General features: G+C 50.3%; 22 protein-coding genes and 1 pseudogene. 14 read left to right on the top strand and 9 right to left on the bottom strand.

The window, feature by feature from the left end:
* The first annotated feature begins 12 nt into the window (after nt 1–12).
* From V2154_RS15650 to V2154_RS15600, 11 genes are all read left to right on the top strand, one after another.
* Nucleotides 13–342: a hypothetical protein gene (locus V2154_RS15650; RefSeq protein WP_353504011.1), complete on the top strand. Its 330-nt coding sequence runs from the start codon at nt 13–15 to the stop codon at nt 340–342.
* A gap of 407 nt (nt 343–749) precedes the next feature.
* Nucleotides 750–1,481 (top strand): hypothetical protein, encoded by a 732-nt coding sequence (locus tag V2154_RS15645; RefSeq protein WP_353502986.1) that lies wholly within the window; start codon nt 750–752, stop codon nt 1,479–1,481.
* A complete protein-coding gene (locus V2154_RS15640) occupies nt 1,482–1,910 on the top strand; it encodes a hypothetical protein (RefSeq protein ID WP_353502985.1) in 429 nt (142 codons plus the stop codon).
* Between the two features lie 76 nt (nt 1,911–1,986).
* Nucleotides 1,987–2,742: a Gp138 family membrane-puncturing spike protein gene (locus V2154_RS15635; RefSeq protein WP_353502984.1), complete on the top strand. Its 756-nt coding sequence runs from the start codon at nt 1,987–1,989 to the stop codon at nt 2,740–2,742.
* On the top strand, nt 2,739–3,092 hold the full coding sequence (locus V2154_RS15630) for a contractile injection system sheath initiator (protein ID WP_353502983.1): 354 nt from the start codon (nt 2,739–2,741) through the stop codon (nt 3,090–3,092). Before V2154_RS15635 ends, V2154_RS15630 begins: the two co-directional genes overlap by 4 nt.
* Nucleotides 3,089–4,285, top strand: a complete 1,197-nt coding sequence (locus tag V2154_RS15625) for a baseplate J/gp47 family protein (RefSeq protein ID WP_353503892.1) — start codon at nt 3,089–3,091, stop codon at nt 4,283–4,285. Before V2154_RS15630 ends, V2154_RS15625 begins: the two co-directional genes overlap by 4 nt.
* Nucleotides 4,285–4,941 carry a baseplate wedge 1 family protein gene (locus V2154_RS15620; RefSeq protein ID WP_353504010.1) on the top strand — a complete coding sequence of 219 codons (657 nt, stop codon included), beginning with the start codon at nt 4,285–4,287 and terminating at the stop codon, nt 4,939–4,941. The genes V2154_RS15625 and V2154_RS15620 overlap by 1 nt, the downstream gene beginning before the upstream one ends.
* Nucleotide 4,942: 1 nt before the next feature.
* On the top strand, nt 4,943–6,016 hold the full coding sequence (locus tag V2154_RS15615) for a gp53-like domain-containing protein (protein WP_353502982.1): 1,074 nt from the start codon (nt 4,943–4,945) through the stop codon (nt 6,014–6,016).
* A 1-nt stretch (nt 6,017) separates the two neighbouring features.
* Nucleotides 6,018–6,437, top strand: coding sequence for a tail fiber assembly protein (locus V2154_RS15610; protein ID WP_353502981.1), 420 nt, complete (start codon nt 6,018–6,020; stop codon nt 6,435–6,437).
* A 113-nt stretch (nt 6,438–6,550) separates the two neighbouring features.
* Nucleotides 6,551–6,790 (top strand): DNA polymerase V, encoded by a 240-nt coding sequence (locus V2154_RS15605; RefSeq protein WP_353502980.1) that lies wholly within the window; start codon nt 6,551–6,553, stop codon nt 6,788–6,790.
* Between the two features lies 1 nt (nt 6,791).
* On the top strand, nt 6,792–7,184 hold the full coding sequence (locus V2154_RS15600) for a HumD family translesion DNA polymerase (protein ID WP_353502979.1): 393 nt from the start codon (nt 6,792–6,794) through the stop codon (nt 7,182–7,184).
* Nucleotides 7,185–8,442: 1,258 nt separating this feature from the next.
* On the opposite strand, the gene V2154_RS15595 is transcribed toward V2154_RS15600, so the two are convergent.
* Nucleotides 8,443–9,534: an acyltransferase family protein gene (locus tag V2154_RS15595; protein ID WP_353502978.1), complete on the bottom strand. Its 1,092-nt coding sequence runs from the start codon at nt 9,532–9,534 to the stop codon at nt 8,443–8,445.
* Between the two features lie 728 nt (nt 9,535–10,262).
* Between V2154_RS15595 and V2154_RS15590 the strand changes: the two are divergent.
* Nucleotides 10,263–10,412 (top strand): annotated as a pseudogene (locus tag V2154_RS15590) (ATP-binding protein); the annotation flags it as partial.
* A gap of 518 nt (nt 10,413–10,930) precedes the next feature.
* Nucleotides 10,931–11,443 (top strand): serine protease inhibitor ecotin, encoded by a 513-nt coding sequence (gene eco / locus V2154_RS15585; protein ID WP_353502977.1) that lies wholly within the window; start codon nt 10,931–10,933, stop codon nt 11,441–11,443.
* 48 nt (nt 11,444–11,491) lie between these two features.
* Here eco and V2154_RS15580 read toward each other — a convergent pair whose 3' ends face one another.
* Nucleotides 11,492–12,298 carry a polysaccharide lyase family 7 protein gene (locus V2154_RS15580; RefSeq protein WP_353502976.1) on the bottom strand — a complete coding sequence of 269 codons (807 nt, stop codon included), beginning with the start codon at nt 12,296–12,298 and terminating at the stop codon, nt 11,492–11,494.
* Between the two features lie 265 nt (nt 12,299–12,563).
* Between V2154_RS15580 and V2154_RS15575 the strand changes: the two genes are divergently transcribed.
* The gene (locus V2154_RS15575; protein WP_353502975.1) at nt 12,564–13,502 is read left to right on the top strand and encodes an alpha/beta hydrolase; all 939 of its coding nucleotides are present in this window, start codon (nt 12,564–12,566) and stop codon (nt 13,500–13,502) included.
* A 64-nt stretch (nt 13,503–13,566) separates the two neighbouring features.
* Here the strand turns inward: V2154_RS15575 and V2154_RS15570 are convergent, their stop codons facing one another.
* From V2154_RS15570 to V2154_RS15540, 7 genes are all read right to left on the bottom strand, one after another.
* Nucleotides 13,567–14,364, bottom strand: coding sequence for a PLP-dependent aminotransferase family protein (locus tag V2154_RS15570; RefSeq protein WP_353502974.1), 798 nt, complete (start codon nt 14,362–14,364; stop codon nt 13,567–13,569).
* Nucleotides 14,365–14,395: 31 nt separating this feature from the next.
* Complete coding sequence (locus V2154_RS15565; protein ID WP_353502973.1) at nt 14,396–15,559, bottom strand: MFS transporter; 1,164 nt, start codon at nt 15,557–15,559, stop codon at nt 14,396–14,398.
* Nucleotides 15,556–16,383, bottom strand: coding sequence for a hypothetical protein (locus tag V2154_RS15560; protein ID WP_353502972.1), 828 nt, complete (start codon nt 16,381–16,383; stop codon nt 15,556–15,558). Before V2154_RS15560 ends, V2154_RS15565 begins: the two co-directional genes overlap by 4 nt.
* An 11-nt stretch (nt 16,384–16,394) precedes the next feature.
* Nucleotides 16,395–17,834, bottom strand: coding sequence for a radical SAM protein (locus tag V2154_RS15555; RefSeq protein ID WP_353502971.1), 1,440 nt, complete (start codon nt 17,832–17,834; stop codon nt 16,395–16,397).
* Nucleotides 17,834–19,111, bottom strand: a complete 1,278-nt coding sequence (locus V2154_RS15550) for a glycosyltransferase family 2 protein (protein ID WP_353502970.1) — start codon at nt 19,109–19,111, stop codon at nt 17,834–17,836. The genes V2154_RS15555 and V2154_RS15550 overlap by 1 nt, the downstream gene beginning before the upstream one ends.
* Nucleotides 19,112–19,163: 52 nt before the next feature.
* Nucleotides 19,164–20,513, bottom strand: coding sequence for a glycosyltransferase family protein (locus tag V2154_RS15545; RefSeq protein ID WP_353502969.1), 1,350 nt, complete (start codon nt 20,511–20,513; stop codon nt 19,164–19,166).
* Between the two features lie 336 nt (nt 20,514–20,849).
* A complete protein-coding gene (locus tag V2154_RS15540) occupies nt 20,850–21,761 on the bottom strand; it encodes a LysR family transcriptional regulator (RefSeq protein ID WP_353502968.1) in 912 nt (303 codons plus the stop codon).
* Between the last annotated feature and the right edge of the window lie 149 nt (nt 21,762–21,910).

The following is a 21,910-nucleotide window of genomic DNA, read 5'->3' as shown; positions in this document are numbered from 1 at the left end:
ATTTTGTTGGCTATGTTGGCTTTATCTGCAAATGCCGCAGCTGATGACATAGCAAAACCATTGATGAAATGTGGCCCGTTCACACTTTCCTCAAGTTATGATGGTTTCATGCATATCAACAACGTTAGGCCGGAAACGCAAAAGTTTACCTTCCTAAAAGCAAAAGATGATTATACCAACATCATGTATCAGTGGATGCTACCTGATCCGAAGGTAGGCCGCTGGCTTGGGCTGGATTACGTCAAGCAAAACAACAAAGCCATTCTCAACGTCGAAGTCGTCCGCACCAACATGAACCAACCGCGCGAATTCTGGTCTTATGACTGCGTGAAGGTGAAGTAAGTTCTCTCGTTGTGCCAACCGCGCCACTCCCGCCTTAGCTTTTAGAAAAAATCGATTCTGCCATGCTGAATGAACGCGGAAAGCTTGAACTTTTCGTGCTCAGCTAATGAGCGATTCGATTAATTTTACTACTCATGCGAAAAGTGAACGTTTTTGAATGCCCTTTATGCGCGATAGGAAGCTCGTGGAGAGGCGCATTTCGAAACTGTGTGGTGGTATGTGTCAATTTGGCGCATTTTTGAGAGGGTTTTAGATGTGTTTTACGTCAGGTAAATTCATTTCAGAGTTGAAGAGTTACCCTTTAGGTAATACACTTTTTAGCAATATTCAAAAAACAACTTCCTACTTTGAGATCGTAACATCATAGATGTTATGTGATACGCGCAACGGAAAGCTAAGATAATCAAATGATTGCACCTCAACCAAAATCTGGCGAGTTGATAGATTTGCTAAGCCCATCTTTGATCAAAGGTGAGAACTTGCTTAGTGAGTTTGAGATCAGAAGGATAGTTTCAGAATCCAGAAAACTTCCTGATCGTTATCAGGGTCTTTCGATTGAAGGGTTAGCTAAAATTGTCTCTGGCGACCTTGAAGAAGGATACGAGCTTCTTGAGAGAGCACTGAAACTAGCTCCTTTTGATGTTGTCTCGTGGGGGAATTATGCGCGTTCAGTGGGTAATAAAAATCTTCACTCAAAGCAGCTCGAAGTATTAAGAAGAGCCTTGGTTGTTAGAGACCCAATTTTGATTAGCGATACTATCGTTGTTGCTGCATTTTGGCTCGATTTAGAATTGTTGGATAAGGTGGTAGCTATGGCGCAAGCTATGGAAATTCAACTATCAGAAGCTGCGACTCATGCTTTAAAAACTTATGAGCGCTTACATGAATATGGTGACGAAATTTCAGCTGCCAATGAAGTCGCTAAACTTGTAATGGAAATCGCTGAGAGGCACGATTTGCCTGCTTATAAGAGTTTAGTGGATGACGATGGTGACGGTCTACTGGGGTTCAGTTTTGTAGTCAAAACTGAGGACCCAAAGTTTTTAGCCGACCTAAACAATGAACTAATTGATGAGATGATCAAGCACGGTCTTGAGTCTAGTAATTGCATTGGATATTTCGAACCGGACGACGAATAAATGCCTGTAAATTACGAATGTTTTATAGAGTTGGCTAAAGGCTCACTAGAGAATACTGGTGAGCAGTGGACCAGAAACGCCATCAGTAGAGCTTACTATGCTATGTATCATTCAGCGTTACGAGTAGTCGATGGAAAGATACCAACTCATGACGAAAATGGTACCAAGCTACCTGGCGGTTCTCACCAGCGGTTTTATGATTATCTTTGTGATGGGGTTGCCTCCAAAGACCACAATCTCGATCCTGTTCTTACTAAGAAACTCGGACTGAAGTTAAAGACTAATCATTATCTAAGAGTTTCGGCCGACTACAAGCTGAAAGAAAAAATTAACCGCGTTTCAGCTATCAGTAGCATTTATGATGTTGAAGAAGTTGAAATGATCGCCGTGAAACTTTTAGAACAACATAGCAATTTGCATACAGTTTAACCCGCTTCGGTGGGTTTATGCATTTAAGACCAATCAAACCCGCCTTGAGCGGGTTTTTTTATGCCCGGAGAAAAGTATGCCAGTACCGCTTAATTCGCAGCTTGGTAGCGAGCAGCACCTTGATACCGCTTTGGCTAAAGAAATCATGGGTACTCTGCGCGTCGCGATGCCCGGTATCATTCAATCATTCGACCCTGATACGGTGACGTGCGTCGTTCAGCCAGCTCTAAAGGGATCGGATACTGACAGTGCCGGGAACCCAGTGTCACTCGATTTGGCGCTGCTGGTTGACGTGCCTGTGGTGTTCCAGCGCGGCGGCGGCGTCACGCTGACTTTTCCGGTTAAGGCAGGCGATGAGTGCCTAGTCATTTTCGCTGACCGTTGCATCGATTTCTGGTGGCAGAACGGCGGCGTGCAAGAGCCGGTTGATTCTCGCCAGCATGCCTTATCGGATGCGTTCGCCATTGTCGGCCCTCAGTCGCAGGCAAAGAAGATCAGCGGCATTAGCATGACCGCCGCGCAGCTGCGTACCGATGACGGCGCGGCGTTCGTTGAAGTGTCAGCGGGCCATGACATAACAGTTAAAACGCCCGGCAAGCTGACCGCCAGCGCGGAAGGCGGTACCGAAATCACTTCGCCGACCATCGTGTTTAACGGCGCTGTGACGATAAACGGCACGCTTAGCCAAGGCATGGGCGCAAGTGGTGGCGGCGCGACGATGCTGGGGCCAATCAGCGTAACCAACGACGTGACCGCAGCGGGCAAGAGCCTCCAGAATCACGTTCACGGCGGCGTGCAGACGGGCGGTGGCCAGACGGGGGAACCGGTATGAGATATCGACGCGAAGATGCTGACGGTGATTATACGTTCGGGCAGGGTGATAACACCTTTTTGGTTAACTCGCCGGACACAGTGGCGCAGGCCGTCAAAACGCGATTTATGCTTTGGCGTGGACAGTGGTTTCTTGACCAGACCAGCGGCACGCCGTGGATACAATCGGTTCTCGGCAAGCAGCCGCCGGACGTCTACAACCTGGCTATTCGCCAGCGCATCCTTCAAACGCAGGGCGTCAGTTCTATTATCAGCTTTGACACCTCTGTAGACGGCAAAACGCGGCGCGTTTCATTCACGGCAACCATAGACACTATCTACGGAGCAACGACCTTCACAAGCGAGGCATAATGCTTAATCTCGATACGCTGGGGCTGTCCGCCACCGTGACCGCCTCCGGGATCAGTGCGCCCGATTACCAGACAATCCTCTCGACCATCACCAGTTACTTCCAACAGATTTACGGTACTGACGCTTATATCGACCCAGACAGCAAAGACGGCCAGATGATCGCCCTTTACGCCTTGGGAATTCATGACGCCAATAATGCCATGATCACCGTATACAACTCGTTTTCCCCGGCAACGGCGCAAAGCGGGGCATTGAGCAGCAACGTTAAAATCAACGGTATCACGCGCCAGGCGGCGACGAAATCCACGGCTGATTTAGTCATTACAGGGGAACCAGGCACGCTCATAACGGCCGGTGCTGTACGTGATGCCAATAGCGGCTTATGGGACCTGCCAGTCAACGTCAATATTGATGTGTCTGGAACAATGACGGTGACGGCAATCAGCCGCCAAAGCGGCAATGTTGCGGCGCTGGCAGGAACTATAAATCAGATAGCGACGCCGACGCGCGGGTGGTATACGGCTATTAACCCGTTGGCAGCCACGCCCGGCAGCAACGCTGAAACAGACCTACAGCTGCGGCAACGGCAGGAGAGGAGTACGGCCCTGCCTTCACAGACAACCCTTGATGGTATCGACGGCGCGTTATTTGAAGTGAATGGCGTAACGCGTGTTCGCATCTACGAGAACGACACTGATGTCACTGATGGAAATGGACTCCCGCCCCACTCAATAAGTTGCGTTGTAGGTGGAGGAGATTCAACAGCTATTGCGACCGTGATCGCCAAGAAAAAAGACCAAGGGACTTTTACCTTTGGCACCACGGCGATCGGCATTATTGGGAAGTATGGGGAACCAAAAGTAATAAGGTTTGCTCGTCCATCCGACGTTGGCATATTCGTCAATATCAGCCTTTCAGTTTATGCCGGTTACACATCATTGGTGGGGGATTCTATTAAGGCCGAAGTCAAAAAATATATCAATTCTCTCCAAATTGGCGATGACGTACTGGTAAGTCGCATCTATTCCCCAGCCAACCTCGGAGTGATGTCGGGTGGTGATAGTCGCTATTACGATATCAACTCGCTGACAATCGGCAGGAGCGCAAGCACAACGGCAGCGTCAAATATCTCCATTGCCTATAACGAGGCGGCGAGCAGTGATATAGCCAATATAAATATCACGGTGGCATGATGAGTAAATACACTGACCTGATCACTAATTATCACGCTTTAAAGCCCCTCTATTTTCAGCACATCGATTTAATCACACGGCCATTTACCAACATCTCAAGCGCTGCAAAAGGCATGCTTGATCAATTTGATTTGGATAAGGCCGCCAGCCAGCAGCTGGATATTCTTGGGATTTGGATAGGACGAAAGAGAACAGTCTCAACACCGATCACCAATGTCTATTTTTCGCTAGATACGGAAGGGCTGGGATTTGATCAAGGGAGCTGGCAAGGGCCTTTTGACCCTGATAACGGTTTTACTTCGCTGAGTGATGATACCTATCGCTTAGTGCTAAAAGCCCAGATAGCGATCAATCGGTGGGATGGAACTGTGGGGGGGCTTGAGGATTTAATGGAGTCCATCTTCGCGGGAACGGGGATCGAAGTGCAGGTGATAGACAATCAGGATATGTCGATAACGATAAACGCCATCGCCATTAATGGATTACAAAACACCTCAGCAGAATTAATAGAAGTCATTAAATCTGGTGAGTTAACGGTAAAAGCCGCTGGGGTACGCGTTAAGAGTCTGAATATTGTAGACCCGCAACACCCTGTTTTCGGTTTCGATATTAACAGCATAGCAACGTCCGGATTTGATGCCGGCTATTGGAGTTAGAATGCCAACCAATGATTTTAAACCTTTCGCTACATCCCCAGGCGCGAACGTTCTTAGCCAAGCTGATTATAACGCGCTGACTGCCGTCTTAACCGGATGGCAGAGCGGCGTTGCTAAGTCTACGGAAGTTAACAAAGCAATGCGGCAGGCCACTTTTATCGCGTCCGCTATTGCACAGTTTGTGGCTGATTCATCAGGGCGGGACGTTCTTGATGACGGAAGTGTCGCTAATTTCATTACTAAATTGAAGTTAGCAAATAGTTCTCAATACCTAGGAAATGGAAACAACCTATCAGAGATTGCAGCATCGGGTGGGGCAGCCCAGCTACAGGCGAGGGAAAGCATTGGATTGACGGGAATGGGCATTGGAGTCGCCCCCCTGCAGGCACTGCCATCGCTAGATTGGCAGCAGTTCGATTTTGTGGCTGGGGCGAATTACGCCTCGCTCTTTAGCTCGTGGGTGAACCAACCAGCAGGCGTTACCTACCCTTCAGGAAGCTTTATCTCAATTACGGTGGACTATCTTTTAAATGGTGGTGATTTCGGGGTGACCGTGCTTCCAAATACATCATCTAATCCCAATTACATGGTTTATAAGATAAGAGGTAGCGGAGGGAAAGGGGCTAGGACTTTTAATGTAAGGCAGGTGTTCACATCAGCAGACACAATCCCACTTTCCAGCGGCGGCCTAGGAGCAACAACTCCAGCAGGGGGAAGGGCGGAATTGGGGCTGGGTACTGCTGCTTTGGCCAATGTGGGTAATGGCTCCGGACAACTTCCTGACATGTCATATTTCACCGCTGGGGCGGGATGGATAAAATATCCAAATGGGAAAATAATCCAATATGGATATTTGCAAACTAGCACCTCAAGCTCCGTTGTTGCTAGTTTCCCAATCCCATTCCCATCACAGTGCTACGGAATTACAAGCTCAGGCACGGATGCAAGTGCAGCAAATATCAGTGGGTGCCAAATTATAGACCGAACCAGTTTTTTTGCATCAGCATGGCTTGCAACTGCGGGTAGCGTGAACCGCACGGCGACAAACGTTTCATGGATAGCGGTGGGAATTTAAAATGACATATTTATTTAATGCAGCACAAAAGGCCTTTTATCCGACATCCCTCAAGGATGCTTATGAGGCGGCAGGGACGTGGCCAGACGAAGGGGCCGAGGTCGATGAGAGTGTATTCGATGAATTTACCGCTCAGCCTCCAAAGGGAAAGGTTCTTTCCTCAACAGAGCAAGGACTTCCATGCTGGGATGATGCGCCAAAGCCCACGCCAGAGCAACTAGCTCAGCAAGCGGAGAGTGTTCGCCAACAGTTAATATCGCATGCGAACAAAGTTACTTCCGATTGGAGAACTGAACTATCACTGGGAATTATCAGCGATGATGACAAGGCATCTTTAACAGCATGGATGCAATACATTAAGGCTGTAAGGGCTGTTGATGTGACCCAGTTGCCGGTGACTTTCCCTGCTCAGCCTAAATAATTTTCTTTCCTTCCCGATCAGCAGCATACCAGTCGTAAACAAAATCGAGCTTTTCAACCCAAAAAACTCATGATTATACTGTATGCATAAACAGTATTTTGTGGGAGTGGATTATGGGTAGACGATACGAAATTGACGCAGCATTCAAAGCTGCAATCAAGATCAGTGAGAAGGGGCGGCGCACGGTCGCTACTGAGGATTTCTGTGCCGAATTGGAGAAAGTGAATTGTCGCTGGGAATTGAAGGAGGCGAACCAGTGGATTGAAATATATGTCAGCGCATTCCGTGATGTATCGGAAAGAGACGGAGAGCACCGCATTTTCATGCTTTATAATCCAAACGGAGGTCTTTGACATGGGCTTCCCATCTCCAGCAGCAGACTATGCAACCAAGCGATTAACACCGAACGATGCCTGTCACTGGTCCGACAGTCCGGGCCAATATCTCATGCGCGCTGCTGTTTCCAGTTGGCGCGTAGGAATTAAAAAGGACGCATTGTTGATAATCGACTCAGCCCGCAAGCCTTGTGACGGCAGTATTGTAGTTGCTGAGGTTTGCGGCGAGTTCATTCTGAAGCGTATGCGGTTCCACCCTACTTTGTGCCTCGAGTCATTAGATCAGTCGGATGAGGTTACGCTAATTGACGGCGGGGACTGGGAAGGGGAAGAGACGATGATTTTCGGTGTGGTGACACATGTGATCAATGACACGACCACCGAAGAGTTTGACGATAGTCCATTCATGTAAAAAGTGGGTGCGCATCCGTTAAAAGGACATCACGGCGTTCTGTCCGCCGCAGAGAGAAGGTACGCTTTGATGAACTGGGTGTGAAGCGTGGGTTTTTGTTCTTGGAATACAGATCGAGAAAGTAGGCAGAGGGGAGTGAGACAGGGATGGGACGCATAAGAAATGACAAAGGTTAATAACGTTTGTCATCTTTTTGCATGATGGGACGTGTGAGCGAGGTTTCATGCGGTAAGTTAATGATTTAGTGCATAGTTCTTAGAACTTCTAAGCCGTAGGTCACAGGTTCGAGCCCTGTAGGGCGTACCATTTCAAATCAAAGTGTTACGTCAGCTTCATTCCAACCTGTTTTAACCCAAGTGTCTTATTCGTGCCGTGATCACTAGCTTGTGAATTCAATTTATTGGCGTGCTCGGAAAGAAGATTCGGTGAAAGCTGAGCACAGCGACGAACCCTTTCTATGCTTTCCCATTTCCCATTTGTTCTCACGACACCCTGCATGCAATGTCATTTAGAGCGACGCCAATAGCCATGCTTACTTAGGTATTCTCTTGATTTATACATGTAACCTATCGTGGCATGTCTATCTTTTGCCATTCGAGATTTGCGATATTGGGATTTGTGCGGGATGGTAACCTCAGCAAAAATCACTGTTGGCTTTAACGGTTATGAACATTTATCAACTTGATACTGTGCATTATTGGATTCGAGCCGTCTGACTCTCTCATTTTTTGCTTGCAGGAATTTTATCACTTGCGCTTTTTGTAGCTGTTTTCAATCTCGTTACGCAGTGCGCAATAGTGACTTCCTTAGGGCAAGGTTGAGCGTAGTCCAAATCAACGTAGCATAGTTTGTTGGGTCAAGGCATTAGTACGGAGGCGACGGAAAATATGATTCCATTTGGGAGGCTACCTATCCAAGCGGCAACCGAGCAATTTATATAAAGAGACATCCACAATTGCCGTATCAATATGCGCGACGATTGAAGACAATATGGATTTAGCTAATAAGGTTATCGCGACTGATAAGACTATTACATTAAACGGATATTATTTTTAGTACTCACCTTCGTCAGTGTGGGGTATTGAAGTATGGCTGATGGTTGTTTTATGTCGATACTGCGTTTAATTCCGTGGTCGGCTTTCCTGCGTATACTTTAAATGTCACCAATGCTATTTTACAAATAGCCAATGAAATAATTGGATGTTTTCAGCAGTCGCTGGTGACCACAATCTGCCAACGACCCTTTAAACTGAAAAAATTATTTTATCAATTTCTTAATAACTTCGGATAGTCTTTTAAGATATAAATACTCCCACATTTCTATAAAGATAGCCAAAATTATGGCAAGTACTATGCAACAAACTGCAAGCATCATTATTTGAAATTTACTTAAAGGATATGTGGATATTATGCCTGAAAATACGGTGGTTAACACGACAAAATGTATTGCATAAAGAGGGTAAGATATTTTACCGAGGAAGTTGAAAAACCTCATCGACAATATATTTTTGAGTGGTTTATTCGAGTAAACTAAAAGGAGCATCGCTGGGCATATAACAAAGTAAAGATCCTCCAACTCGCTATGGCCTTGTAAATAATATTTAATGAAAACTATTGATGAAATGATGAATAATATGGCTAAGAGAGATAAGTTCAGCAATGTTCCAATTCTTTGCTCAAGTGTTTTAAGGAATCCATCCCTTCTTAAACTGCAAAGTAACATGCCTACGAAGAATAGGGAAATATAAGAGCCAATAATCGCAAGGAAAATATAAATACCAAAGCAAATTAAGTTGGCATTTTTGATGTGATTATAGCAAAATAAATAAAGAAGGAGAAAGTAGGACCCAATCAATTCAACACTCATTGTCCAGAAGAAAGGGTTGTAATTATCACCTTGCCTTATATATACGTTGCTAAGAGAGTAGCTAAATACAGTGTTGATGTTGGGCGTGAAGTTTAAAAAGCTACCTAACCATTCTTTAGAATTTAAAATAGCCCCAGCCTGCTTGTTGAACGTAAGCCCTAGTTTCATTGTTAGGTAAACAATTAAAGCTGTAAGAAGTATAATGAAAGTAAGTCTAAAATATCTCTTTAATAATATTGGGGCTAATTTCTTTTCATCCCTATCCTTGAAGAAAGATATGGATAGAGAGTCGCCGGATAATATGAAAAATATCATCACTGCTACCGTTCCATTTAGAAATAAAGCAGTGTAATGACTTCTAAGCCCAGGAATGTAACCTCCCAAACTTTCCCAAAAAAAATGAAAAGTTACAACTGATAGTGAAGCTGCACCCCTAATTCCGTCTATATATTCGATTCTATCACTTTTATTTATGTCTAGCATGCCAACCTTCCAGTACTACTGCTCAAGATAAATAATTATCGATAATAATAAGGCTTGTGACAAGGTAAATCTAAGCTTCGCCAAGCTTGAATAGGTGAGTCGAACCAGCAAAAGAAACAGCGTCTCCGTGTATCTAAAATTTCTTCTTTTACAGATAATCTTCATGCCCCTGGTACCAGCACGTTGGGTTTGCGCCCCGCGAAATCTCATGATTATACTGTATATATAACCTGTATTTCGAGTCGCATATAGGTATTGGTCTGACTAAGTATGTGAAACTTCATCCAGTTTACATTTGAGTGGGTTATTTAGCTTAGGGAAGAAATAAAGTACTCAATGGCTTTGGCTGACAACAAAAAAAGATAGATGTTTTTGATGATAGTCTGGATGAATTAAGGCTGAGATGACAAGTTAATATTAAGCAAGGTTTTAGCTTGTTCGTCATTAAGTATAACTACGTCCATATCGGCAATTTTTGCAGGCAGCGTGAGGCTAATAACCCGCCGTGGAGAGAGCTACAAGAACGCTCTCGAAAAAACGTCTGTTACCAATGTATGCGATGCGGCAGTGGTTTGACCAGGTACTGGTGTTTTATCACGACGAGAATATGACCGATGACTAGCTGTGACAGGGTGATGCAGGAGGTAATCTTGGGGCGTCAAACTTATCAGTTGTGATGTATCACTGATGGGTTGCAGGATGTAGAACAGGCTAAAAGTGCCAATTGGGCGCGTCACTCTGGCGGCTGCGGCCTCGGACTTTCCATTGCCCGCGCGATATGTCAGGCGCATGGCGGCACCATTCACGCCAGACAGCTGGAAGCCGGGGGATTGCTTATCTCGATCTTTTTGCCTTCTTTATTACCCTTATCGCCCTGAGAGCCAAGACGGGCAACAATAATTGCCCGTCTTGATACATCCTTGATGAAACATCGCGTAACTCTGGACACGGCTTGAGTTGAATAGCGTCATCGCCATTCAGGAACCGCGTTATGACGCTGATATTCATCGATTACGCCAGACGGGCATTAGGCCATCTTTTTACCCTGCATCGGCTGCGTCATTTACTGCCATTTCTTATCCTTTTTCCCACTTTTTTCGTGGTGAATTATTACTCGACGAGACTTCGGCTTGGCTTACTGCTGCACAGACGGCGAGGGCGGGAGAATAGTCGGGATAGCCTGCGGCCCCGAGGTTTTAGAGCAAAACCGTGCTTGCCGGCGAAAGAAACAGGGAAAAAGTGGTAAAGGGTTTTACATGATCCCGATGGTTAATGCTTTATGTAAAATTACTACTATGAATTTTGATATAACCAATCATTTATGCTAAAAAAACTTACCAAAGTAATTCTTTCATCTGAGAAAGGTTCTCAGAGAACACAAACATAGGGATTGAATATGAAACTCATGGCCTTGGCACTGTCTGGAATGATGATGGCTCTCTCTGCTAATTCGATGGCGGCGGCGACGGGGGATTCTGCTGATATCAGCAAGCTGCCGCTGGAGAAAGTCGCGCCTTACCCGCAGGCAGAAAAGGGGATGGTTCGTCAGGTGATTTACCTGCCGAAGCTGGAAAATGAGGATAATTTCAAGGTTGAACTGCTGATTGGCAAAACCCTAGAAGTGGACTGCAACCGCCACATGATGGGTGGCAAGCTGACCAGCAAAACGCTGCAAGGCTGGGGCTATGACTATCTGGTGCTGGAGCAGCTCTCTTCTCCGGCCTCTACCATGATGGCCTGCCCGAATCAGACTAAAACCAAGAAGTTCATCGCCGCGAACCTCGGCGACCAGACCCTCGCTCGCTACAATAGTAAGCTGCCAATCGTGGTCTACACCCCAAAAGATGTGGAAGTGAAGTACCGCGTCTGGACCACGGATAACAATGTGAAGACGGCTGAAGTGAAATAGGAGCCACTCGAAATAGTATGAGGGGCAGTATTGCCCCTCGATTTGCTATCAACGATAACTCACATCCAGCGCGCCATAAGCGACCACGGCTTCGGAGCCGTCGCTGCTGGAATCCTGATTATAATTCCCCGCCTTGAAATATAGCTCGATGCCCTGCCAGCTCTCTTTTGGATAGCTGAAGGTCTTCTTGCTGGTCTTGCCGTCTGCCGTGGCTTCGACGGTGACTTTTATCTCGCTTTTAGTGCCTTTGGCCTCGATTTTATAATCGATTTTGTCCTTGAGTACGACGCCGGAGAGCAGGGTGGTGCGTTGCTCTGCATCGCCGTAATGCGGTTTTACGCCCGCGACGATGTCGCCGTTCTGCCAGCGCAGTTTCAGCAGCTCCGAGCCGCCCGGTTTGTCGCCGTGGATCTGGGCAAAAATGATAGATTTGGTGTCGGGGTTTTTGACGATATACACCGAGCCGGTCTGGGTATTAGTGAACTCATCGCCGTTGAGGAAGTTTCTCTTGGCTCTGAGTTCGACTCGAGGGAACTCGCTGTTCGGCGTTGAGCCAAAGCCTGACGGCGCTCTGAACATGGTCGCGCCCTGCGGAATGGCGGAGTCGCAGCGCTCGGCGTCGGCACAGTTGCTGTAGAAATAGCTGTTTTTCAGGCTGCTGGTGATTGGCTCTTCATTGGGTTTTTTATTGCTGTCGAAAGCCTGCAAAATATAGGCGTCTTGCAGTATCGGGAAATTTTTACCGGGGGTATTTTGCCCGTCCTCGGCCAAGGCGTTGGCGCTGCTCAGTGCCAGCAGCAGGGCGCTGAATAGGGTGCTTTTACGCTGAATCTTCCACTGCATTTTTACCGTCATAACTCGCCCTCATCAATCATGCTTATCTGGTGGGTTCTGGTACTTGAATCAGTAAAGCACTGGCTTATTAAACGAACACCATTCGCCCGGCATTTAGCGCTATTTGTTAGTAACAACCTTTGTCTAATTCTCTTTTTTCCTGGCGTTTATTCCGCCGAAAGCTCTGCTTACAATAACCCGATCCTGTGAAATAAAGTCTTCAAGATCTCTGCCATTTTCTATGCTGTTATAGAGTCAATATCTGCCCTCACTCATTAGGAAATCCATGGATCGTCGTCAGTTTATTGTAGGTTCCGCCGCTGCGATGGTGGCGATACGCACGGGGTCAGCGCTGGCGCGTAAACACCCGGCGTCGGAAGAGGGCGCTCTGGCCGCGCCGCCGTCGGGGCAGTACACCGAAATTGCTTTATGGAAAGGGACGCCGCCGGGTGGCGGTGGGCCGTCTGGCAGTGAAATTCTGTCGGCTAAGGGCGCGCTGAGTAATGTGACTCATCCGTCGCTGCGCGTGTTTCAACCGTCACGCCCGAACGGGATGGCGGTGCTGGTGGCGTCCGGCGGGGGCTATAAGCGTATGGAGATGGGGCAGGAGGCGTGGCCCGCGGCGGACTGGCTGACCCAACTCGGCTACACCGCCTACGTGCTGACTTATCGCCTGCCCAGCGAAGGCTGGAATGATGGCAGCGTGGTGGCTTTGCAGGACGCCCAGCGCGCGCTGCGTATCGTGCGCAGCCGCGAAAAGCACGTCAGCGTGCTCGGCTTCTCTGCGGGCGGACACCTGCTCGGCTTGGCGGCGACGCGCCCGGATTTCCGCTCATACCCGGAGCAGGACGCGCTGGATAGAACCCCGGCCTATGCCGATCGCGCGGCGCTGATTTACCCGATTATCACTCTTGAGAAGCCTTACACCCACACTTCAACCCACAAGATTTTGGTCGGGCCGCGGGCCACGGATCAAGAGAACGCCGAGTGGTCGGTACAGAATTTTGTTACTCCGCGCACGCCGCCAATGTTTTTGGTGCAGGCTGAGGATGATCCCATTTCTGACCCGCATAACACGCTGATTATGGCTGCCGCCTGCGAGCGCGAGCACGTGCCGGTGGATATGCACCGCTACTCCTCCGGCGGTCACGGTTTTGGCATGGGTAAGCCGGGCACGCCAACCGTGGAGTGGCCTGCGCGCTACAAGGCGTGGCTGGAAGCGTAAGGTTTAAGATGCAATTAGGGCAGCCAGGGGCTGCCCTTTTTTATGCGACGAGTATGTTGAAAGCTTAACCCTGATTGCCGCCGACGGTGATGTAATCGGTGTAAATCTGCGGCGCGCCGGAGAACGACGCCAGCTCCTTCCACTCGGTGTACATCTGCTCGGTGTCCTGATGCTCGGCCACGAAGTTCAGGGCTTTCTCGGTGGAAACGTCCAAATCCGGGTGGAACGAGTTGAGCGACTCGAGGCTCTCGATGATCAACATCACCGCGTATTGATCCAAACGGTTGCCGCTCTGGCCCTTCAGCATATGGAATTTCCAGCCCGGATAGTCCTCGACGCGATGAATGTTGTCGCTGATGAACTGCTCAAACTGCTGTGGCGACACGCCCGGCTTTAAGGCCAGGTTGTGAATACCGACAATGCGCTCGATTTTCTCCTGCCCCGGCACGTTGCGGTAGTTCGGGCCAGCGGGCAGCGAGCTGTTTTGGTTTTCCGCCACCAGACTGTAGTAGGTGTAAATGGTCGGCAGCTCGGCGAAGGTGCCGAAGGTTTTCCACTCGGCAATCAGCTTGGCGGCCTCGGGATGCTGCTGCCAGAAGGCGCGGGCTTCCGCCGTTTGCTCGCCATTGCTGTCGACATAGCGGGCATAGGTGGCGGCATCCTTGGCCTGATAAACCATCAAATATTGGTTCTCGCGCTCGCCGCGCAGCCCGCGCAACAGCGTCCACTGCCAGCCCGGATAGGCCGGAATGTTCACCCCTTTTTGGCGCACGAACGCTTCGAACTGGTCCGAGGCCACGCCTCTTTTCAGGTTGATACCCACATAGTGCAGGGAGAAAACCGGGCTAGATGCTTCATTCATAAAAACGTCCTCTTGAGATGAAATGGCTGAATTAGCGCGTTAAGGCGCGGGCGCTGAGACTGACCAGCAACAGGCAGAAAATAGTGCAGCCGAAGGCCAGCGTAAGGTTGGAGTATTTAGCGATAAAGCCAATCAGCGCGGGGCCTGCCAGCAAGCCGACATAGCCGACGAGCGTGACCGCCGGGAAGGCCAGATTGGGGGGCACATGCTCTTGATTACCCGCCGCGTTGAACAGAACGGGCACCACGTTGGCGATGCCGAGGCCGACCAAAATCAGCCCGGCGAAAGCCACCCACGCCAGATTGACCGTGGTCACCAGCAGTAGGCCGAGCACCGCGCAGAGGCTGCCGAGCAGCAGCATGCGATAGCGGCCAATGGCGTTGATCAGCCGGTCGCCATACAGCCGCGCGAGGGTCACGGCGATGGCGTAGAGGGTGTAACCCAGTCCGGCCTGGGATTTCGCCACGCCGCGCTCGGCATTGAGCAACAGGGATGACCAGTCGAGCATCGCCCCTTCGGTAAGGAAAACAAAGAAGCACAGCAGCGCGATAAACAGGATCTTGCCGTGGGAGAGGGCGAACAGCGTGCCGCCTTTCTGCTCGCCGCCGATCTCGCTTTTAGCTAATAAATCTGCCGAAGCGATCACTAGCAGCAGGGCGATCAGTGCCGCAATCAGCCCGATGGCGGTCGCAGGGGAAACGCCCGCCCACAGCAACAGGCTGACGCTGCCCGCGCCGAAGATGCTGCCAATGCTGTAGAAGCCGTGAAAACCGGACATTTTGGCCTGCCCGCTTTCCCGTTCGACAATGATCGCCTGCGAGTTCATCGCCACGTCCATGATGCCGTTGATCGCGCCGAACACCAGTAAGGCCGCCCCCATCAGCAGCGGGGCGTCGAGTAAGGTCAGCAGCGGCAAATCCAGCACTAACAGCAAACCGGCGGCCAGAATGATTTTACGACAGCCCAATTTGCCAATCAGATGCCCGGTAAACGGCATAATCAGCATCGAGCCGGCGCCAATACAAAACAGCAGCAGCCCCAGCGAGCCTGCGTCAATGCCAATGCGCGACTTCACGAAGGGAATTAACGGAGCCCATGCTGACATGCCTAATCCCGCCAGAAAGAAGATCATCCGGGTGGCGATTTGCTGACGGACATTCTCCGTGGCACCTCGACTCAGCAGATTGATTGTCATAGCGACCGGCTCTCCTCGGCGGGCAGGCTTTCCGCGACGCACAGATAGTCGGTGTAGATTTGCGGCGAGCCGGAAAAAGAGGCCAGCTGTTTCCACTCTTCATACATCTGCTTGGTGTCGCGATGCGCCTTGGCGAACTTCGCCGCCTCGTCGGTGGCGATGTCCGGCTCAGGGTAGAAGACGTCCAGCGCGGCCATGCTGGCTATCTCCATCATCACCACGTACTGGTCGAGCCGGTTGCCGCGTTCGCCTTTCAGCAAATGGAACTTCCAGTCGGGATAATCTTCAATGCGGTGATGATTGTCGGCAATAAACTGCTCGAACTGCTCCGGCATCACCCCTTCGCGCAGGGCCAGATTGTGAATGCCGATGATGCGCGCAATCGGCTCCTCGCCGGGCTGGTCCCGATAGCGGGGGCCGTAGGGGACATCACTTTTGGCGTTTTCTGCCAGCAGTTGGTAGTCGGTGAACAGCGTCGGCAACTGGCTGAAGGTGCCGAGCTTGCGCCACTGCGCCAGAATCTCCAGCGCCTCGGGATGCTGCTGCCAAAAGGCTTTTGCTGCCTCGGTTTTCTGTCCAGTGGCGGTGACATAGCGGTCGCGGTGCGCCAGACTCTCCATCTCATACAGCATCAGATATTGCCCGACGCGCTCGCCGCGCAGGCCGCGCAGCAGGGTCCAGCGCCAGCCGGGATAGCAGGGGATTTTCACCCCCTGCTCACGGACAAAGGCTTCAAACTGCTCGTTGGAGACGCCCGCCTCGGTATCAATGCCAATGTAGTAGAGGCTGAAAACCGGCTGGGTGGCGGATGAAGGTGTTGCCATGGTGAAGCTCCTTATTCCGCGTCGGTGGTGAATTGGGTATTGATAATCGCCTCGACCAGCGTGATACCGATGGGCGTCAGGGTCACGACTTCGCCAGAAACCGTCACCAGCTTCTTCTGCACCAGTTTGTCCAAGGTGCGATTAATCAGCGGGTTTTCGAAGAAGCTATTGCCGTCGAAACGCTGCTTGAACACCTTGTCATCCACCGGGATTAGTGTGGAAAGCGCCATCTTGAAGGCGTTGACCTCGCGCTGAGCGGGTGAGAAGCCGCGGCTCTCTTCGATGGGCAGCCGGTCTTCGTTCAGCGCTTCTTTGTACTTCTTATAGCCGGTGATGTTGATCGCCTCGGATCGGGTCGACTTAGAGCTGCCGCCCAGCCCAATCGCCACTTCCGGGTACTGTTTATCGAGGTCGGTGATAAGCGCTTTCCATTTTTCCGGCTGCTGATCATTGCGGTGGAAGTACATGGTCGGGTGCTCGGTATAGCCATCGGCCAGATATTTCTCCACCAGTTCGCGCATCTGGTACTGCTTGCCGAGGCCGGGGAAGCTCATGTTGTTAATGTTGATCAGCCCCTTTTTCTGCCACAGGCTTTCGCGCTCGCCGGAGACGCCGGTGCGGTTTTTGATGAATTCATCCATGTGCAGCTTGGTGCAGACCACGTGGGACAGCCCCAGCTCGAGGGTTTTCTCCATGTCATATTTCACGTCATCCACCGTCTGGCCGAGCATGCCGTAAATCAGGTCGACGCTGACCCAGTCGATGTCGATTTCCCGCGCCTGATAGATGGTTTCCACGCACTCGTCCGCCGAGTGCATACGCCCGCAGGCGGTGATGATTTCGTCGTTGAAGGACTGGGTGCCGAAGCTGATCTTGCTAAAACCGAGATCTTTTAAGATCGCCAAATACGCTTTGTTCAGCGTGCCCGGCTCGCCCTCGAAACGCATGGTGGCGGTGGAGAAGTTAAAGTGGCTTTTGTAGAAGGCCATCATGCGGCGCAGTTCTGGCTCTGGCAGCAGCGACGGGGTGCCGCCGAAGATATTGAATTCGCCGACTTCCACCGTGGCGAGGCTCGGCACGCGCTCCAGCCACATCAGGGCTTCTTTGATATTGAAGTCCACCAGATCGCGGAATACCTCCTGCGAGGAGGCGGCTTTCGGGTTGAGGATCACCGTCGGGTACTGGCAGAAATGGCAGCGATAGCGGCAGGTGGGGATATAGGCCCAGAGGTGGATTTTGCCCGCTTTCTTAATGTCGCTGTCCATATCGGCAAAGAACGACGGCAGCGGGTAGTCGGTGATGTCGCCGGGGAAGACGTGACAGCCAAAGGGATCTTTGTAGACATACTCCAGAAATGCGCGGTTTTCCGGCTGGGCCAGAAATTCATTCACTAAGGGAACGGGGTAGTTTTCGTCAATATCCAGCAGGGAGTTCAGGGCTTCGTTGTTCATCAGAATACGCCTCCATTGGCAAAATAGTTGTGGGCTTCACCGGACTCGCGGTCTTCGCAGAAGTAGTAAACAAAGCGCGTGAAGTCTTCGGCTTTCACCTGGTCGAAACAGGCGGGCAGGGCAGGCGGATAGCCAATGTCGTCGCCGACCGCGCGGCGCATGGCGGCAAAGATCTCATCGCGGAATTCGAAATAGAGGCGATAGGCCGGGGTCTTATAGGCGTGGATCGGTTTGAAATCGATAATACGCATTTCATGTTTTAACTCGTGAATGCGGCGGTAGAGGTTGTCAGCCAGCGGGCCGGAGAAGAAATCGCGCACTTCGCTGTTTTCTAACAAGATATAAGGGTTGAGCAGGGCGGGCAGAATGATGTTTTTCGGCGTATAGTCCTTCACCGAATAGTCCCACGCCTGTTTGGATTCGGCCGGGGTGGTGTCAACCAGCGTCGGCTTTTGCTGCTCAACGTCCGGGCGCACGTCTTTCATGATAATGATGCCGTCGCTGCCGTAAGCAACGCCGGTGATCACTTCATCCAGAATGGTATCGACCCGGCGGCTGTTGATTTCGACATAGGAATTTCTGGCGTAGACCGGCTTGCCGCCGTAGGCGATGATTTTGATGCCGAAGTCCCAGTCGTCGGACAGGTGCTCTACAAAGCGGCCTTTGTTGAGCTGGTAGAAGATTTCAATGCCGCCAATGGCGTCGTACAGGCCGCGCTCGACCCCAAAGCCTTTACCGTCGGGGAAGCCGCCAAACAGCGAGAAAGAGTATTCGCGCAGGCGTAGGGTTTTCTTAATTTCGTTGAACAGGTTAGGGCGTTTTTCGAAATCTTCGGCGTTGTAATAGTAGTTACAGGTGCCTAAATCGCCCTGCTGGCTGACCATGGTGTTAATCAGCTCATACAGCCAGTAGGTGTCCACGGTGCAGTCGGCGTCGGCGGAGACAATATAGTGTTTTCGCTTCTGCCCGAGGCGGCTGTCGCGGGCTTTAGATCGCAGCGAGGCGTAATCCATGCCGCGCTTTCTGGCAGAAGAAACTCCCTGAACTTTCTCATCAATGACATGAATATCCATTGAGGGGTTCTTGGCGCTAAATGCGTTTATTTTTGCCACGGAATCATCGGTGGAATTATTATCCACGATAATTAACTCATAGCTGTCGTGAGTGATCAGGTTATCTTTGGTTTTCTGATTGAAGAGTGAAATTAATACTTCATCAATACGGTCGCTTTCATTATATACGGGTAGCACTACTGACACGAAAATTGAGCCGCGCATAAGTTCTCCAGAATAGAGTAATATCCAGAATGAAATGGGTTAGGTTTTTAAATTAATTCACATTTAAAATGTCGATCACATTATTGGAGAGCACCTGCTGCCCCAAGGCGAAGTTTTTATCCGCCACGTGCGCCATATATTCCTTATTGTTAAGAAACTGATATAAATCATGAATAAACTCAGGGTTGGGTAAACCGTCCTGCTGCTCGGATATGGCCATGACCGGGGCTTCGAAGCCGTGCTGGCCGTACACTTCGTGGTAATACTCATAGCTGGTGGTGATGTAGCAGCGCCGGTGGCTCACCGCCTCGCCAATTGGGTTGCCGTAGCTGTCGTAGTCATAAGAGGTGAGGAAAGAGACAAGATCACAGGAGTGATATAAGTCTTCTATGGCGATGGCGTCGCTTTCTGACTGCATACACTCATGGGGCAGCGCGCCGATAAATTTAATATAGGGTTTTACATTCAGTTTTTCAGACAGTTTATCCAGCTCTTGGAAATAACCGTGATTTTCATTTTCATTGCCGGCAACCGCTAAATAGACTCGCCGATCGCTGTTGCTATTATGGAATAATGTATTGAGATGGCTTACCAGCATGACATCGCGGTCTAAACGTTTTTGCGGAATAATACGGGTGGTGCGGGCAATTAAAATATCATCGGCGCGAACGCTTAACCGGTCTCTAATATTGCAACGCGCCTTCTGCGGCGAAAAGTCATAGGTATTTTTCTTCACTTTGACGTCTACGTCGTAATTACACCAGGCTTCAAGTTTCTGCTTCAGGTGATCATTGAGCGTGACATAAGTGATGTGTTTGGATTTTACCGGCTTAATGGCGTGAGAGTAGGGCGCAGGGCCATATTTCATCACCGTCTTTTCGCTGTTCCACATCAGGTCGTGGTCGCGCCAGATAACAAAATTCCCTAAATCTTGCTGCTGGCCGTATTGTTCAATCGCCAGATATAACGCCTTGGTATAAATGATATTTTCCGGCAGGGTGCCGTTTTCAACCACCAGATTACTGATACCCAGCTGCTGCCAGAGCGCCACGATGCGCTGGGCAAGCAGCCGCGCCGTCTGGTCGATGGTCTGTAACAGCGCGGTCTTTTCATTGTCACCGATCGGGCTTTTTTGGCTGATCAGCGCACTGTGGGCGTATTCAATAAAATCCAGATCGTAATTGGGGATCGACGTGATGTCGTCGATGCGCACCAGCGTGAAGACGTCGCGATAGATCGAAAGCTCCACGTCATAGGGCTTATTAAAGTTTCCCTTATCAATCTTGATGTCGTATCCCAAATCCAGATACGACCGGAACCCCCGATCTTGCAGCTTCTTGGCAATTTTCATTGCCTCGACCGTGATCCCTGATACCGCGACAGCATCGAACGAAACAAACATTGCACACTTATCTTGGCTATGTCGCATTGCACACCTCAGACTATTTCCATTTAATTCATGTATTTAATATCATTTTGTCTTTATGTCTTTTTCTCCGGTAACGATCCCAGTCGAACGGTGCAGACGGCCTTCTTGTGCTGTTCGACTTCCTTCAATGAGTGAGAAGAAATTTTCACCAGTTCCACAAACTTTAGAGGGATTTATGTTTTGTGAGGGACTTCTCAAATCTTCAAAAAGCGCAGGGAATAGATGGGTTATTTTTTGACAGGTAAAAATTCATAAACTATGTGGGTATTCTCTCCACCAGGGGAGAGAAGTTTGGCGAGGGGAAGGGGATTAGTGGCGCAGCGCGGCGAGCAGAAAATCAACCATAGTGCGGGTGCGCAGAGGCAGGAAGCGGGCATGAGGGTAGAGCAGGTAAAAAGGGCGGTGGGTGCCGCCGAACTCTTTGAGCACTTCCACCAGTTGCCCGCTGTTGAGATCTTCTTGCGCCACGAAGCGATAAATTTGGAACAGCCCCGCGCCGTGGCGAGCCAGAGTCAGGCCGCCGATATAATCTTCAGAGCAGTTGATGTGATGATTCATCACCCTTTCACTGATTCCCCCTTGCTGGCGGAACAACCACGGCAGGGAGCGGCCGCTGCTGGAAAGTTCATAACCAATACAGTGATGATGAGTTAAATCGTCCGGGGTATTCAGCGCGGGCGCGCTCGCCAGATAGTGCGGCGAGGCCACCACAATCAGCTCGGCATCCTCGATTTTACGGGCAATCATATTGGACTCGGCGGGTGCTCTGCCGCGAATCGCCAGATCAAAACCCTCGTCGAAAAAATCGATATTGCGATTGCTGATATGCGTGTCGACGGCCAACTGGGGATAGAGTGCCTGAAAACGCGCCAGCAAAGGCAAGACTCGCCAATGGGCATAGGCCGTCGGCATGCTGAGGCGCACTTTTCCCGCAGGCTGTGACTGCTGCCCGCTGAGCGACATTTCGGCGTCTTTCAACAGAGTCAGGGCTGCTAAACACTGCGCCCGATACTGCTCGCCCGCCTCGGTCAGCCGGATTTGCCGGGTGGTGCGCACAAACAGCCGTACGCCAAGGCGCTCTTCCAAACGCGATACTGCCCGGCTCACCGCCGCCGGGGTCACGCCCGCCTGCGTCGCCGCCTTGCTGAACCCGCCGGTTTCCGCCGCCAGACAGAACAGTTCCAGACTGCCAAGCATGATGTCGTCGAAGTCGCGTTGCATGGGTGAGTTACACCTTATTGATTACATGAAGTAATAAATGAATGTCATTTAGCCTTATTTATCGCACCTGAACGCATAAGTAAAGTGGCCGCAGTGAGTCAACAGCGGCATTTATCCGAGTGCCAACTTAGCGTTTAAAGGAGTGTGTT

This window comes from Ewingella sp. CoE-038-23, assembly GCF_040419245.1.
In the GTDB taxonomy this organism is placed as follows: Bacteria; Pseudomonadota; Gammaproteobacteria; order Enterobacterales; family Enterobacteriaceae; genus Ewingella; species Ewingella allii.
This window is presented reverse-complemented; position numbering and strand designations above follow the sequence as displayed.

Coding starts and splice junctions, on each gene's coding strand:
- V2154_RS15650 (WP_353504011.1), top strand. CDS start 13: ATGTTGGCTTTATCTGCAAATGCCGCAGCTGATGACATAGCAAAACCA.
- V2154_RS15645 (WP_353502986.1), top strand. CDS start 750: ATGATTGCACCTCAACCAAAATCTGGCGAGTTGATAGATTTGCTAAGC.
- V2154_RS15640 (WP_353502985.1), top strand. CDS start 1,482: ATGCCTGTAAATTACGAATGTTTTATAGAGTTGGCTAAAGGCTCACTA.
- V2154_RS15635 (WP_353502984.1), top strand. CDS start 1,987: ATGCCAGTACCGCTTAATTCGCAGCTTGGTAGCGAGCAGCACCTTGAT.
- V2154_RS15630 (WP_353502983.1), top strand. CDS start 2,739: ATGAGATATCGACGCGAAGATGCTGACGGTGATTATACGTTCGGGCAG.
- V2154_RS15620 (WP_353504010.1), top strand. CDS start 4,285: ATGAGTAAATACACTGACCTGATCACTAATTATCACGCTTTAAAGCCC.
- V2154_RS15615 (WP_353502982.1), top strand. CDS start 4,943: ATGCCAACCAATGATTTTAAACCTTTCGCTACATCCCCAGGCGCGAAC.
- V2154_RS15610 (WP_353502981.1), top strand. CDS start 6,018: ATGACATATTTATTTAATGCAGCACAAAAGGCCTTTTATCCGACATCC.
- V2154_RS15605 (WP_353502980.1), top strand. CDS start 6,551: ATGGGTAGACGATACGAAATTGACGCAGCATTCAAAGCTGCAATCAAG.
- V2154_RS15600 (WP_353502979.1), top strand. CDS start 6,792: ATGGGCTTCCCATCTCCAGCAGCAGACTATGCAACCAAGCGATTAACA.
- V2154_RS15595 (WP_353502978.1), bottom strand. CDS start 9,534: ATGCTAGACATAAATAAAAGTGATAGAATCGAATATATAGACGGAATT.
- eco (WP_353502977.1), top strand. CDS start 10,931: ATGAAACTCATGGCCTTGGCACTGTCTGGAATGATGATGGCTCTCTCT.
- V2154_RS15580 (WP_353502976.1), bottom strand. CDS start 12,298: ATGACGGTAAAAATGCAGTGGAAGATTCAGCGTAAAAGCACCCTATTC.
- V2154_RS15575 (WP_353502975.1), top strand. CDS start 12,564: ATGGATCGTCGTCAGTTTATTGTAGGTTCCGCCGCTGCGATGGTGGCG.
- V2154_RS15570 (WP_353502974.1), bottom strand. CDS start 14,364: ATGAATGAAGCATCTAGCCCGGTTTTCTCCCTGCACTATGTGGGTATC.
- V2154_RS15565 (WP_353502973.1), bottom strand. CDS start 15,559: ATGACAATCAATCTGCTGAGTCGAGGTGCCACGGAGAATGTCCGTCAG.
- V2154_RS15560 (WP_353502972.1), bottom strand. CDS start 16,383: ATGGCAACACCTTCATCCGCCACCCAGCCGGTTTTCAGCCTCTACTAC.
- V2154_RS15555 (WP_353502971.1), bottom strand. CDS start 17,834: ATGAACAACGAAGCCCTGAACTCCCTGCTGGATATTGACGAAAACTAC.
- V2154_RS15550 (WP_353502970.1), bottom strand. CDS start 19,111: ATGCGCGGCTCAATTTTCGTGTCAGTAGTGCTACCCGTATATAATGAA.
- V2154_RS15545 (WP_353502969.1), bottom strand. CDS start 20,513: ATGTTTGTTTCGTTCGATGCTGTCGCGGTATCAGGGATCACGGTCGAG.
- V2154_RS15540 (WP_353502968.1), bottom strand. CDS start 21,761: ATGCAACGCGACTTCGACGACATCATGCTTGGCAGTCTGGAACTGTTC.